This is a genomic window from Neobacillus bataviensis (genome assembly GCF_019969725.1).
On record NZ_JAHXYW010000005.1, the window covers coordinates 270493 to 284565 of the forward strand.

General features: G+C 41.0%; 11 protein-coding genes. 2 read left to right on the plus strand and 9 right to left on the minus strand.

From position 1 onward, the window contains the following. Nucleotides 1–235: 235 nt before the first annotated feature. Nucleotides 236–1597, plus strand: a complete 1362-nt coding sequence (locus LC455_RS15155; protein WP_223592001.1) for a sensor histidine kinase — start codon at nucleotides 236–238, stop codon at nucleotides 1595–1597. A 43-nt stretch (nucleotides 1598–1640) separates the two neighbouring features. Here the strand turns inward: LC455_RS15155 and LC455_RS15160 are convergent, their stop codons facing one another. The 8 genes from LC455_RS15160 to nadE form a co-directional block, all read right to left on the minus strand. Continuing rightward, a complete protein-coding gene (locus LC455_RS15160; RefSeq protein ID WP_223592002.1) occupies nucleotides 1641–4040 on the minus strand; it encodes an immune inhibitor A domain-containing protein in 2400 nt (799 codons plus the stop codon). A gap of 340 nt (nucleotides 4041–4380) precedes the next feature. Beyond that, nucleotides 4381–5901: a flotillin family protein gene (locus LC455_RS15165; RefSeq protein WP_223592004.1), complete on the minus strand. Its 1521-nt coding sequence runs from the start codon at nucleotides 5899–5901 to the stop codon at nucleotides 4381–4383. 13 nt (nucleotides 5902–5914) lie between these two features. Then, nucleotides 5915–6460 (minus strand): NfeD family protein, encoded by a 546-nt coding sequence (locus LC455_RS15170; RefSeq protein ID WP_223592006.1) that lies wholly within the window; start codon nucleotides 6458–6460, stop codon nucleotides 5915–5917. Nucleotides 6461–7481: 1021 nt separating this feature from the next. Further along, nucleotides 7482–8216: an amino acid ABC transporter ATP-binding protein gene (locus LC455_RS15175; RefSeq protein WP_223592007.1), complete on the minus strand. Its 735-nt coding sequence runs from the start codon at nucleotides 8214–8216 to the stop codon at nucleotides 7482–7484. 15 nt (nucleotides 8217–8231) lie between these two features. Further along, entirely contained in the window at nucleotides 8232–8930 is a 699-nt protein-coding gene (locus LC455_RS15180; RefSeq protein WP_223592008.1) for an amino acid ABC transporter permease, read from the minus strand. Then, complete coding sequence (locus LC455_RS15185) at nucleotides 8917–9753, minus strand: amino acid ABC transporter substrate-binding protein (protein WP_223592009.1); 837 nt, start codon at nucleotides 9751–9753, stop codon at nucleotides 8917–8919. Before LC455_RS15185 ends, LC455_RS15180 begins: the two co-directional genes overlap by 14 nt. A 169-nt stretch (nucleotides 9754–9922) precedes the next feature. Further along, entirely contained in the window at nucleotides 9923–11347 is a 1425-nt protein-coding gene (locus tag LC455_RS15190; protein ID WP_223592010.1) for an amino acid permease, read from the minus strand. A 186-nt stretch (nucleotides 11348–11533) separates the two neighbouring features. Further along, nucleotides 11534–12355 carry an ammonia-dependent NAD(+) synthetase gene (nadE, locus tag LC455_RS15195; RefSeq protein WP_223592011.1) on the minus strand — a complete coding sequence of 274 codons (822 nt, stop codon included), beginning with the start codon at nucleotides 12353–12355 and terminating at the stop codon, nucleotides 11534–11536. A 141-nt stretch (nucleotides 12356–12496) separates the two neighbouring features. On the opposite strand from nadE, the gene LC455_RS15200 reads away from it, so the two are divergent. Continuing rightward, entirely contained in the window at nucleotides 12497–13009 is a 513-nt protein-coding gene (locus tag LC455_RS15200; protein WP_223592012.1) for an acyl-CoA thioesterase, read from the plus strand. 29 nt (nucleotides 13010–13038) lie between these two features. On the opposite strand, the gene LC455_RS15205 is transcribed toward LC455_RS15200, so the two are convergent. Further along, entirely contained in the window at nucleotides 13039–14037 is a 999-nt protein-coding gene (locus tag LC455_RS15205) for a DUF3231 family protein (protein WP_223592013.1), read from the minus strand. Nucleotides 14038–14073: the final 36 nt, after the last annotated feature.

Consider the following 14073-nt stretch of genomic DNA (forward strand, 5'->3'; position numbering starts at 1 on the left):
TGTAGTGAAGGGAAGAGGAGATTCATTGAGGACCCCCAGTTTTTAATGATCACCTCTTTGATGCAGTAATTTGTTGAAAAACTCTTACTCATCCCAAATTTAACCTCTCTTTTTATATACCAGGGTGTCCCGGCTGCGGGATGCCCCATTTTTTTGATTTAAAAAAATGGATACAATTTGAGAGTTCCTCATAACTAAATATGTAGTATTCTTAGGTTATGAGGAGCTGTTTTCCGTGAATAAAATTTCTTTTAAAATAGGATTGCTTTTCTTTGTCGCTATTTTTCTATTAGAAAGTATTTCTATGTTTTTTTTACACGATAATATCATTCATTCCCGGGTCCATGATGAGTTGTCGGCTCTTCAAACGCGCGGCAATAATCATCGCGAAATTCTCGAGGCTTCCTTCCACGAAGAAACGATTAGGCATATTGCGATGATGGAGGCACGGACTGATACACAGGTCATCCTGACAACACCGGAGGATGGCATTTATATGTCATCCAATAAAGTGACGGATGAAATGAAGAAAATCTTAAAGGGAACGCCCAAAAATGTGCCTCATGATGGTTTAATCTTAGAAGATAACTGGAAGCACGCAACCTATATTGCCTCTATTAGCCCAGTAGTTATAGATAATAAGGTTAAAGGTTATGTATATATGTTCCAAAATACGCAAAAAATTAAGGATTTAATTTCTGGGTTAAACAGGCACTTTTTGCTCGCTGGCTTTCTTTCCCTTCTTTTTATGATGATTATCATTGTCTTTTTGACAAGGGCTGTTACGCATCCACTTATTAAGATGAGTGATGCGACAAAGCGGATCAGTAAAGGGGATTTCTCCGTTTCCCTGCCAAATCTTGGGAAGGACGAAATGGGAGAGCTCGGTGAATCGATAAAGGTTCTCGCCAGTGATTTAGAAATATTGAAAAATGAACGAAATGAGTTTTTGGCAAGTATCTCACATGAACTCAGGACACCATTGACGTATATCAAAGGCTATGCAGAAATTGCCCGCCGCGGAGATACGACTGCTGCGGACCGGGACAATTATTTAGGGATTATACATGAAGAGGCTGTTAAGCTTTCTAAGCTCGTGAAGGATTTATTTGATTTAGCGAAAATGGATGAAAATAATTTCTCCATCGAAAAAGAAACTGTCCAATTACTGCCTTATTTTCAGCGTATTATTGAGAAAGTTACTCCAGCACTCAATGAAAATAAAATGGATCTCATCCTCGACTGCTCGGATCAGCTTTACGGACAAATTGATCCAATCCGTTTCGAACAAGTCATTTTAAACCTGCTTGATAATGCTAAGAAATATTCGGAACCAAATACAAAAATATCTTTGGATGTTAAACAATTGATCAATAAGATTCATGTTAAAGTAAAAGATGAAGGAAAAGGTATTCCTGAAGAAGATGTTCCGCGAATATTTGAGCGTTTCTACCGGGTGGATAAGTCGAGGACCAGAACACTTGGAGGAACAGGACTTGGGCTTTCGATTGTTAAACAATTAGTGGAAGCACATGGGGGGACAATTGAGGTAAAAAGTACCCGGAATGGCGGGACGACGTTTGAAATAATCATATAAAACAAATAGAGACATCGGGAGTCCCGATGTCTCTATTCATTTTTTATTTGTGGATCCAAACTGCACCAGCAGAGTTGTCTTTTGCTTCGCCGATGACTTGGAACTTAAGACCCAAGTTCGGAACTTTTCTTCCTGCATCCGGAATCATTGTATTGCTATAAATCTTGGAATCATCAAATGTTGTTACACCTGGAAGGCCTTTGTAATCGTAAATTCCGCGAACTGCATTTTCAATATACCATGCAGGCGCTTGATCTAATGAGAAGGCAGCATCAGCCACTTGATATCTAGTACTTTGATTAATAGTAAGAGAACCGTTTGTCATTGATTTACCTACAATCGCTTCTGGATGTGAATCCACTACACCAAGGAAACCTTCGCCTGGGTGTATGCCTACCCAGTTATCAAGATAAGAGTCGTCAGCATACCAAACTACCAAACCAGTATTATATTTCACTCCGCGGGAGAATTGCAGCGCTGCATCTGAACCAGCATAGTTTCTCCATTCTAAATAATAGTAATTTTTCTTGTAGTCAATTCCATTAGAAGCGACAAATCCATCAAGAGTAACCTTCTCAGTTCCTTCTGCATCATCATTAAACACTTCTTGGCCATCTACTGTTAACTTGAGGTTGTCCATTGCAAATCCATTAAGCGCTAATCCACCATCTGTAACATAATTAAACTCTAAATGGACTTTTTGTCCAGCGAATTGGCTAAGATCATATGATTTATCTAGCCATTGTCCATTACTTGTTTCCGCTGAAGCATCACCGTTTGTGTCATCATCACCTATAACATCGATAGGAAATGACGTACCATCCTCAGTGATAGCATTTACATATAGGTAGTCATATTCAAACTCAACTTGATAGTACGTTTTAAAATCAAATGTTGCGCTTGTTGCCTTGGTTAAATCAAATACAGGAGTTTTTAATGTAGTATTAATTTCATCGCCTTTTGTACTATAGTAGTACTTTTGCCCATAAGCTGGCTGGATACCTTGTACTGCTTTGTCTGGCAAGTTTACTTTTACAATACCAGGATTTTTTGATTTTGTTACACTTTGGTCAATAACCGTTGCAAGACCATTTTGGTTAATATCATCATAGTTTACTTCTGTAATGTTAGCCCAATTCCCGCCAATTGTTTTTTGGAAGAATTCTTTGTTTTGTGGCGAGAAGCTTGGGGCCTCTGTTCCAGCAATATTACCGTTCCAGCTGCCGCCGCTCATGATGGACCAAGAAGCAACTGGCTCACCATGACCAGTATATTGAGTATCATATTCATCAGGAAGGCCTAGGTCATGACCGAATTCGTGGGCGAATACGCCGACAGCACCGTCTTCTGGCTCGATGGTGTAATCATATGCAGCCATTTTGCCTCCCCAGTAGTCAACCTTTGCAGTAGTATTAGGAACGGCGTATACTCCTCCTAAATTCCATCGATGGGACCAAATTGCATCATCCCCTAGTTTGCCGCCGCCAGCTTCTTGACCAACCCCAGCATGAAGAACCATTAGGTGGTCAACAAGACCGTCCGGTTCATTTCGATTACCGTCTCCGTCCCAGTCGTACTGATCAAATTCATCATAATTAGATAAATCAATCCCTGATGCGACCGCAGCTTTTAATGCATCTGCTACAAGATTGCGAGGTCCTTTTGGTGCTAGGTTATCATGACCTCCAGCAGGGTTGTCATCTCCATATTCTTTGGCAGTTCCAGGTACAGTCAGCCAATCAGTAACTGTACCATTAACTGTGTAGCTCCCTCCAGATTGCTCTTCGTAATACTGTTTGAACGTTTTTACCTTTTCACCATTGAATAGGGTAAAATCCTGATTACCGAATAGCATTTTTTCATAATGTTCGCGGTTAAAGCTATCCGACCACATATATCCAGGTGCTTTATCAATGTTACCGTGTTTATAGTCTGCATAATCAACAAGAAGTACAAGTACTTTATCTTCACGAACAGGTCCGTTATATTCTGCTTGTTTAGCAGAGTCAACTTTTACAGCACCAGTCGGCTTGCCCTTTTTAAAGTTTTCATGGCCTTTATCAAGCTGCTTTGCAAGCTTGTCCTTTTGCTTTGTTACGAAATCTTTTGCTTTTTTGTCAAAAGCCAGTTGTTCCTGTGTTAGTGCTTTATCATTTTTGCCAGCCTTTGTTCCCTGCTTCTGCTTAATGTAAGCCTTCACTGCTTTTGTTACTTCCTCCTGGCTAGCATTCTTGGAAACTAGGCCTCTTTCCTGCAATGCTTTTGCCAGTCTATCCTGATCAATAACATTCATGTCAATCGGTGCGGATTCAGCTGTATAAGTAGTTTTGGCTGACACCGGTAATGCTTTTGTCCCAGCAAAAGTGCCGGCGAATAATGTCGTTGCCATTAGTGTCGATGCTGCGATGCTAGAAAATACCTTCAAGCCACTGTTCTTTTTCATCTTGTAACCTCCTAATATATTAGACCCATTTTATCTATGTATTTGAAGAGTCTGACTTGAATTCTAGCAGTCGGAATTAATATTGTAAATATTTCAAAAATAAGTATAATTCAATTTATTTTAGGGAATTAGCAATATAAATTTATCTCTCAATTCTGAAACGATAGGAAAATATTACTAAAATAATTAAAAATATCAGGCACTTAGAAATAAAAACTTGTTTTTGTTTTCCTTCAAAAGTCGAAACTTTAATTCTATTTACCTATGATTCTTTTGAGCAAAAGGTCCATTTTTAATAGCAAAAAAATCCTTATCACAGTGGATAAGGATTTTTTTTGTGTTATGCGTCTTTTTTCTTGATTTCGTCGGTCAGTTCATCGATGCTTTTCCGGACATTCCCTTTACCAGAGTAGTTTTCAATCAGTTCTTTTACATCAATACCGCTTGATGCCTTTAATGACTCCTGCAGGCTTGCCATCAGGTTGGTCGCATAACTGGTAATTTTGCCTGCGCCGCCGTCCGTGCCGGAACCGCCGCCAGTGTCCACAACCGTAATTTTATCAATATTGGATAATGGGCTTGCCACTTGTTTCGCGTATTCAGGCAGCATTTTGATGACCATGTCGAGGATGGCTGCTTGACCAAATTGCTCGAAGGCTTCGGCGATTTTTTCCTTCGCTTCTGCTTCGGCCAAACCTTTTAAGCGGATAATCTCTGCTTCGGTTGAACCCTGTGCCTTTTGAGCCTCGGCTTTCGCCAAACCATCGAGTCGGATTCGCTCAGCTTCCGCCTTTGCCATCGCTTCTATGCGGTATTTATTTGCTTCTGCTTCTGCGATTTCCCGGGCTTTGTTTGCAGCCGCAGATTGCTCAACAGAATAGCGGTCAGCATCAGCCTTTTTCTTAACTTCGGAATCGAACTGGCGCTCGCGGCGCAGAATTTCCTTTTCTTCCAATTCAATTTGCTTTTGTCTCTCGATGATCTTGATTTGCATTTCTTGTTCGGTAACATCCTGCTTCGCTCTTGCACTTTCAAGGTCATACGCCTGGTCAGCACGCGCTTTAGCAATATCCTGTTCACGGCGGAATTCCGCAATTTTCAACTGATTGATTTTTTCAGCTTCAGCAATTTCCGTTGCACGCTCTAATTCATTGCGTTTTGCTTCCTTCGCCGCTTCCGCTTTTTTAATGCGGGTTTCTTTTTCTGCTTCTGCGGTGGCGATATCGGCATCCCGCTTTACTTGAGCAATACGTGGTTTACCAAGCGAGTCGAGGTAACCATTTTTGTCGCGTACGTCTTTTATAGTAAATGAAACAATCACTAGACCCATTTTGGCCAGGTCCTGCGAGGCAACACGTTGGACCTCTTGTGAAAATTTATCGCGATTTTTATAAATTTCCTCCACCGTCATGGAGCCGAGAATCGAACGAAGATGCCCTTCTAAAACTTCCCTTGCTTCGTTTTCACGGTCTTCCTTCGGTTTTCCGAGAAACTGCTCAGCAGCTGTGGCAATCTCACTGATCGAGCCGCCAATTTTAATAATGGCAACTCCGTCAGCCATGACGGGTACACCCTGCTCAGTATAGACCTCGGGAGTGGTAACTTCTAGTTTACTAGATAACAAACTTAGCGGCTTTGCCTGTTGGAAAACGGGTAAAATAAAACTTCCTCCACCTCGGATGATTTTTACTTTATTGCCCGATTCGTCCACGTGAACATTCCCGTTTCCAAGAAAGCTTCCTGTTACGATCAGTGCCTCATCAGGCCCCGCAGTTCGGTACTTTGTAATAAAGACACCGATTAACGCAATGAAAATAAGAACAACAATTCCGATAATAATCCATACAAATCCGAATCCCATATTGAATGCCCCCCTATATAAAGCTTTTTAATTGATGATGAACAGTTACTTCCAATATGCCATTTTTGACCTGAACAACGAGCACCTGTGTACCATTTGGAATAGAGTCCCCATCAAAGCTTGATGCTGGTTTTGCAATTCTTCCGCTCGTGCTGTCGATCATCACCTCTCCGAATCCATCTGAAGGAATCGTGGTGATAACTGTTCCAATTCTGCCGCGAAGATCTGATTCTTTGTACACTAATGACTCCTCCGCAGATGATAACGGAACAAGCACAAATACATTTAATAAGGTAACGGCAATAAAAGCGGAAACTGCAGAAATTCCTAAGATAAGCAGATAATGTAGTGAGGAGAGCCTTTCAAGTAGATAACCGCTTGCAGAAAGAATGGTTACGAAGGCAAAAATCAAAACTGGGTTGAGAAAATGCAGTCCCCCATCGCCTGCTCCATGAAAATGAAATACATCGGCAAACAAAACATACAAAACCGTTAGGACTCCAGAAATGATTAACCCGTATAAATAAATCATCTCTAAAGGTATGCCAAAAAGTTCCATGCGCATCAATCCTTATCGTTCATTTTTTAAACATTCATTCCACTCATAAACCACTCCTCATCCATCAGCATCAATCCCTTCTTATGTATATACCTTTAATACGGTTAGCTAATGGAAAAGTTTCACATTTCAAGAAAAAAATTACTCATCTTTACTCAATTTCTATACCTGATCAGATTCTCCTGCACTAATAAGTTACCTTGAGCGGTCTTTTTTCTTATTAGCGGGCATTTGGAGCTCTTCCTAATTACCGCGAGCAGCTTTTTTTCTTGTTAACGGGCATTTGGAGCTCTTCCTAATTACCGCGAGCAGCTTTTTTTCTTGCTGATGGGCATTTAGAGCCTCTCCTAATTACCGCGAGCGGCCTTTTTTCTTGCAAACGGGCATTTGGAGCTCTTCCTAATTACCGCGAGCAGCCTTTTTTCTTGTTAACGGGCATTTGGAGCTCTTCCTAATTACCGCGAGCAGCTTTTTTTCTTGCTGATGGGCATTTGGAGCCTCTCCTAATTACCGCGAGCAGCCTTTTTTCTTGCAAACGGGCATTTGGAGCTCCTCCTAATTACCGTTAGCCGCCTTTTTTCTTGTTAACGGGCATTTGGAGCTCTTCCTAATTACCGTTAGCCGCCTTTTTTCTTGTTAATGAGCATTGGAGCTCTTCCTAATTACATCGAACAACTTTTTTTCTTGCTGATGGGCATTAGGAACTTCTCCTAATTACCTCGAGTAGCCTTTTTTCTTGTTAACGGGCATTAAGGGCTCTCCTAATTACCGTTAGCCGCCTTTTTTCTTGTTAAGGGGTATTAGGAGCTCTTCCTAATTACCGCGAGCAACTTTTTTTCTTGCTGATGGGCATTAGGAGCATTAGGAGCTCCTTCTAATTACCGTAAGCCGCCTTTTTTCTTATTAGCGGGCATTAGGAGCTCTTCCTAATTACCGCGAGCAGAATGAGGACATTCTATGCAGCCAAGTTTAAACATAGCCAAAAAATAAAAAAGTGCCATGGCACCCACGCCACAACACCTTATTGAATCATATTCAGGAACTTCCTTGTTCGTTCTTCTTTTGGATTTGTAAAGATCTCTTCTGGCTTGTTTCGTTCAACAATGACGCCCCCGTCCATAAAAATGACCTCATCGGCCACATCACGGGCAAAACGCATTTCATGGGTGACAACGATCATCGTCATGCCCTCACCAGCAAGATCCTTCATAACCTTTAAAACCTCTCCGACCAGTTCAGGGTCTAGAGCAGATGTTGGTTCATCAAACAGCATTACCTTTGGTTCCATCGCTAATGCCCGGGCAATGCCGACACGCTGTTGCTGACCACCGGAAAGCTGCGCAGGGTAATAGTCCATTTTGTCACCAAGACCGACTTTTTCGAGCAGAGACTGTGCTTTTTTTCGAGCGGCCTCTTTGCTCTCCCCTTTTACAATCACCGGCCCTTCCATTACATTCTCAAGAGCGGTTTTATGAGGAAACAAATTGTAATTTTGAAAAACCATTCCGGTTAAACGGCGGAAAGAGGCAATATTTTTTTTTGAAACAGCCTTTGAAAAGTCAAGCTGCTGGTTTTCAATGGAAATGACACCCTTTGTAGGTGTTTCCAACACATTGAGGCAGCGGAGCATGGTTGTCTTACCAGAGCCTGAAGGTCCAATGACTACGACCACTTTTCCTTTTTCAACATTGAGATCAATACCCTTTAAGACTTCCAATTGGCCGAATTGCTTGTATAAACCATTAATTGAAATCATGATAAAACTCCCTCATTAAGACACATAACGGTCCAGTCTTTTTTCCATAAATCCTTGAATAATGGAAAGAAAAAAGCAAATGACCCAATAAATAAGTGCGGCTTCGGAATAGACCAATAGGAATTCATAATTGGCCGCTGTAATTTCCTGGGCACGCCGAAACATCTCTGTTACAAGTACAACCGACGCAAGCGAGGTATCTTTGACAAGACTTATAAACGAATTTGATAATGGCGGAATAGATACCTTTGCCGCTTGCGGCAGGATGATTCTTTTTAAAGCTTGGGTATAGGTCATCCCAATGGAGTATCCTGCTTCCCATTGTCCCTTCGGAATGGAAAGAATCGCAGCACGGATAATTTCCGACGCATAGGCACCCACACTTAAGGAAAAACCAATCACGGCAGAAATAAACGGATCAAGAATAATCCCGATATTCGGCAGCCCATAAAAAATAATAAATAATTGGACCAATAAAGGCGTTCCGCGGATTGCAGAAACATACACTCTTGCAATGACTTGAAAAATTTTCACAGTTGATATTCGGGCTAACGCTGTTAAAACGGCTAAGATGATCCCGACGATAAACGAGATAATCGTTAAAGGAATAGTATTCATAATAGCACCCTCCAGCAGCGGCTGGAGGGAGTTTTTTGCAATCTCAATTAATTTAGCTGTTCTTTCAGGATCAGCAAATATACTATTTAAGTACATCTTCACCAAACCATTTCTCAGAGATTTTTTTGTAGGTGCCGTCATCAATCATGTCTTGTAACGCTTTGTTCACCGCATCCACTAGAGTATTGCTGTTCTTTCTAAACATAAAACCGCTTTGGGATGCGTCTTCTGCAGTTGCGACAACCTTTATTGGTGCATCTGGTTTATGCTTCATATAGTCTAAAAAGGCAATATTATCATTGATCGTTACATCGACACGCTTTTGCCCTAAAAGCTCGACAGCCTGCTGGAAGCCCTCTATACCGACAAGGGTCGCTCCATTCTTTTTCGCCATATCACCGTAATTGCTAGTTAGCGTTTGAGCTGCTTTTAATCCTTTAATATCTTCAAATGCCTTTACTTTATTGTTATCTTTCGATGTAATTAAGACAGCTTTTGAAGTGATATACCCATTGGAGAAATCATACTTTTCCTGACGGTCAGGACGGATACCAACCTGGTTGGCAATCATATCAAAACGCTTGGCATCAAGACCAGCAAACATGGCATCCCATTGTGTTTCCTTAAATTCAGCCTTTACTCCAAGTCGTTTAGCAACTTCTTCAGCAAGTTCAACGTCAAAGCCAGTTAATTTACCACTTTCATCATGGTACGTGAATGGAGAATATGTACCTTCAGTACCGATTAAGATCTTGCCATCATCTTTTACCTTTTTTAATAAATCTTCGCCAGCAGTTTCTTTTGTTTCTGTTTTCTTGTTCTCATCAGCGGCATTGTTTTTATCACTGGTGCCGCAAGCTGACAAAATAAACATAAAGCTTAGTAAAAGTGCAAAAAGAACCGATAATTTTTTCTTCATAAAACGAAACCCCCTAATTCTGATTGTTTTGCTAGGATTTATTAATCATATTACAACCCTAAATTTCTGTCAAAGAAAAAAATGTGAAATTCGTCGAATTTATTTTACCCTGATGAAAAAAAAACATGTAAAAATACCTACCAGAGATTCTCTGGTAGGCTAATAGGTACTATGCCACTTTTGCTTCAGCCTTTTTAACAGCCTGTTTCTTTTGCATAAGTGGACCGTAGAACAGGATTCCGCTTGCTAACAAGAGCATTCCAAACGTAAAGGTTTTAAGATCGGCAGTACCAGCAATAATAACCCAAATTGAGTAAACGGTTGAAAGCAAGGCGATAATTCCATCGGTTATTCGTGCTTTGTTTCCTTCGTATGTTTCGCCTGTAATTACCAGCTTCAGCTGGTAAACAGATGAGATGAAGTATGGCACTAAATAGGATAATGTTGCAATGACAATGACAAAGTCAAATGCACCAGAAATAGACTTTGAAATCGTTGAGAAAATAAATAGCTGTCCTAACCCATTTGTAACTAGAAGAGAAAATAATGGCAAGCCCTTTTTATTTTCTTTTAAGAAAGAAGGAAGGAATAATCCTTGCTTTGCCGCTTGGTATGGCACTTCGGCACTTAGCATTACCCAGCCGATGGTTGAGCCAAATAAACTAATTAAGCCAATGGCCGCTAACACTTTTCCGCCAATAGGTCCTAAGATTGTTTGAATCGCATCAATCAATGGTTTGTCAGAGTGAATTAGGGTGTTCTGATCTAACATTCCCATTACCAGTGTACTGATTCCCATATAAATGGCTAAGGCAATGAATAAGCCTAAGATTGTCGCACGCTTGACATCCGTTTGCTTTTTCGCACGTGAAGCAAAAACCACTGCCGATTCTACTCCGATGAATGCCCATAATGTGTTTACTGCAGCGTTGTTTACCTGCGATAGTAAGCCCAAAGCATGTCCCGCTTCATCCATTCTTGTTGCCATCATTGGCAGCATATTGCTTTTTTCGAAAGCAAAAAGTCCAACGATGATAAAAACGAAAAAGCCTGCGACCTTTGCAGCAGTTGCCGCGAAGTTTAATTTCCCCGCGCTTTCCATGCCGCGTAAAATAATAAAGTGTGTTCCCCATAACAGGATGGTACATACGATAAAGGTTAAACCATTACCAACTTTCAATGTAAAACTGCCGATGGAAAACCATTTTGCCCCGCTTGTAAGAATCGGGAAAAACGTTGATAAATAACCGGCAAACGTTGTGATGATGGCTACGTTTCCGGCTAGGTTCCCAATCCAATAGCCCCAGGAAGACATAAAACCGGAAAGGGTTGATGCATTAGAGCCTGGCTTGAAAAGCTCTTTCGCATAAATTTGCGGTCCCCCGTTCAGGTTCGGCTTGCGAATAGCCAGATTTCCAAAAACAAGGGCTGTCATTAGAACCCCAAAACCGGTTAATAGCCATGCTGAAATAACTCCTGCAGGACTTGCTGCTTCTGATAATGATCTTGGCAGCATGAAAATTCCCGATCCAACCATATTTCCAACGACAAGCGCCGTCAATACCCAAAAACCAAGTTTATTTGATTTCCCCATGATGTGAACTCCTCTCGATGTTGACTGCTTTTATTTTAGTGAAATAATTTTTGAAATTTATTATGTAACTAGAATAAGCCCGTCCACATTCTATGTCAATGGAAAATTTTATTGTGATAAAGCATTAGAGAACTAAAATAATTTTCCGAAAAAAGAGACTGCCATTTTGGCAATCTCTGATGATATTTATTTCCACCAATCGTCAAACATGCTGACTGGCGGTCTCCGCTTATGTTCTGTCATAAGGTAACGTTTTTCAACTTTTTCTGCCACTTCTTCGGAAACCGGCTTTCCTTCAAGGTAATCATCCAGCTCATCGTATGTAATACCAAGTTCTGTTTCATCCGCCTGTCCGGGTTTTTGGTCAAGCAAGTCTGCTGTCGGAACCTTTAAATAAAGGCGTTCATCAGCCCCAAGTTCTATAAGGAGCGCCTTGCCCTGCCGCTTTGTTAAGCCTGTCAGCGGAAGAATATCAGCCCCGCCATCACCATATTTTGTGAAAAATCCTGTCACTGCTTCAGCGGCATGGTCTGTTCCAATGACAAGAAGCCCTTCCATTCCGCCGATCGCGTACTGCGCAATCATTCTCATCCGAGCCTTAACATTGCCTTTTTGGTAATCGCTTAAGGGTGCCCCATCATAATTGGAATTATATTCGTTTTGGACTTCATCGACAGGCACTTTGATATTAAATACCGTCTCCCGGTCCGCTTTAATAAAGGCTAACGAACGTTTCGCATCTTCCTCATCCTGCTGGATTCCATATGGAAGGCGGACTGCAACAAATAAAGCTTCAGTTCCTTCGTTCCGCAGTTCTTCCACCGCAAGCTGTGCCAGTCGTCCTGCAAGCGTGGAATCCTGGCCGCCGCTAATTCCCAGCACATATCCCTTCGCTTTTGTTTTTCGCAAATAGTTTTTTAAGAATTCGATTCTCTTTCGAATTTCTTCCTTTGGTTGAATGTTTGCAGTAACATTTAGTTCCTTCATGATTTGTGATTGCATATTCATCCTCGGGTCCCCCTAACTAACCTTTGATATATGTAATGTACCACAATTGCTCCTTTTTCACTAAATTCTAAAGCAACATAAGTGGAAAATATTATCGGTTTATGGGTAAAGTAATTTTAGGAATGTATGGGAGGGATTTAGTTGGAAGCAAAAACATGCAATGAATCAAGAGTAGTGAGAACAAGCAGGGTTTTCCCGAATGATGTCAATAATCATAATACCTTATTTGGCGGTAAGCTGATGAGTGATGTCGATATGCTGGCATCCATTACAGCTACCAGACATTCACGGAAGGAATGTGTCACGGCTTCGACCGATTCCGTAGATTTCTTAAGCCCAATCACCCCGCAGGACTCCGTTTGTTTTGAATCCTTTGTCACGTGGACCGGCACCTCATCCATGGAGGTATTTGTAAAAATTATAGCCGAAAACTTATTAACTGGAGATAGAAAAATTGCTGCCACTGCCTTTTTAACATTTGTGGCTCTAGATGACGATGGAAAACCATCAGCGGTTCCAAGAATCATCCCTGAAACCGAAGAAGAAAAAAAGCTTTTTGAAACGGGAAAGCAACGAGCCGAAGAGCGGAAAAAGCATCGCAAAAGCAGCAAGGAGCTCGCTAGTTATTTTACCACCAGTAAACCGTGGGAATAATAAAAGGTTCGCCGCAATGGCGAACCTTTTTACAATTTCTGCAAGCTTTTTCGATCTACGGCCTGGGGTACCTGCTGTGCCCAGCCGCGTTCCACCAAGATATTAAACCCCTTTTCAGCATATAGCATAATTTCGATCATAAATTTTTGATAATGTACAGCCAAATCTGTTCTCATTGATAAGGATAAGGCATGCCCAAGAAGCGTGATATCAATGGCATTCAACGAATGAAACAGCATAACGACAAGTTTATCTGAAAAGGGAGAAACCGTAGCATCTGTTACCTCCATAGCGGTTGGAATATTCCCAAGCAGCTCCTCCTTCATTAAAATATCATTAAACACCCGGATTTGTTTTTCGGAAATGGCCTTTCCTTCCTTAATGTAGGAATGGATTTCCTTGTCCTTGACCACCTGCAATAATCCCATACAAAGTAAAATCGAAAAATAATTCCGTTCCGTATTAAAAAAAATCTCCGTGAGTTCAATAGAATTTAACGGTCTTTTCTCTCCAAAACCCTTAATATAAGATTTCTTTTTTATGTATTCCACATGCTTTGGATAAGGGATCATCGGCGGCCTGTCATAGATGCCTTTTGAAAGCATTAAGGTCGTGGACGTTTGATACAAATGAGAAGCCTGGTTGATCATGTTCAGAAAAAACTCCATCACATCTTCTCTAGCCACATTCGCCGTAATAAAACTGGTGTTTATCATTTCTAAGCGACTCATCGAATAGACAAAGCTAAGCGCAAACATATCGTAGAATACAGGCGGCGCTTTTAAATCAATATCATTTTCAGAGAACCCATCAGGAATAGGTATTTCTTCATTTTTAAAAATGGAGGCGATTTGTTGTACATGACTTTCAGAAAACTCTAAGGACTGTTGCAATAAGCACTTAATTTCTTCATCCTGATTATGATAAATAAAATATTTTATTAAGCAGACACTCATACTTTCCTGAAGATAGGTGGCCCATAGCCCACCAATTTCAGCACTAGATAATCTCGCAGTATGTGCAGCCATGAACTTTCATCTCCTAAAACACACTTTATGAATAGA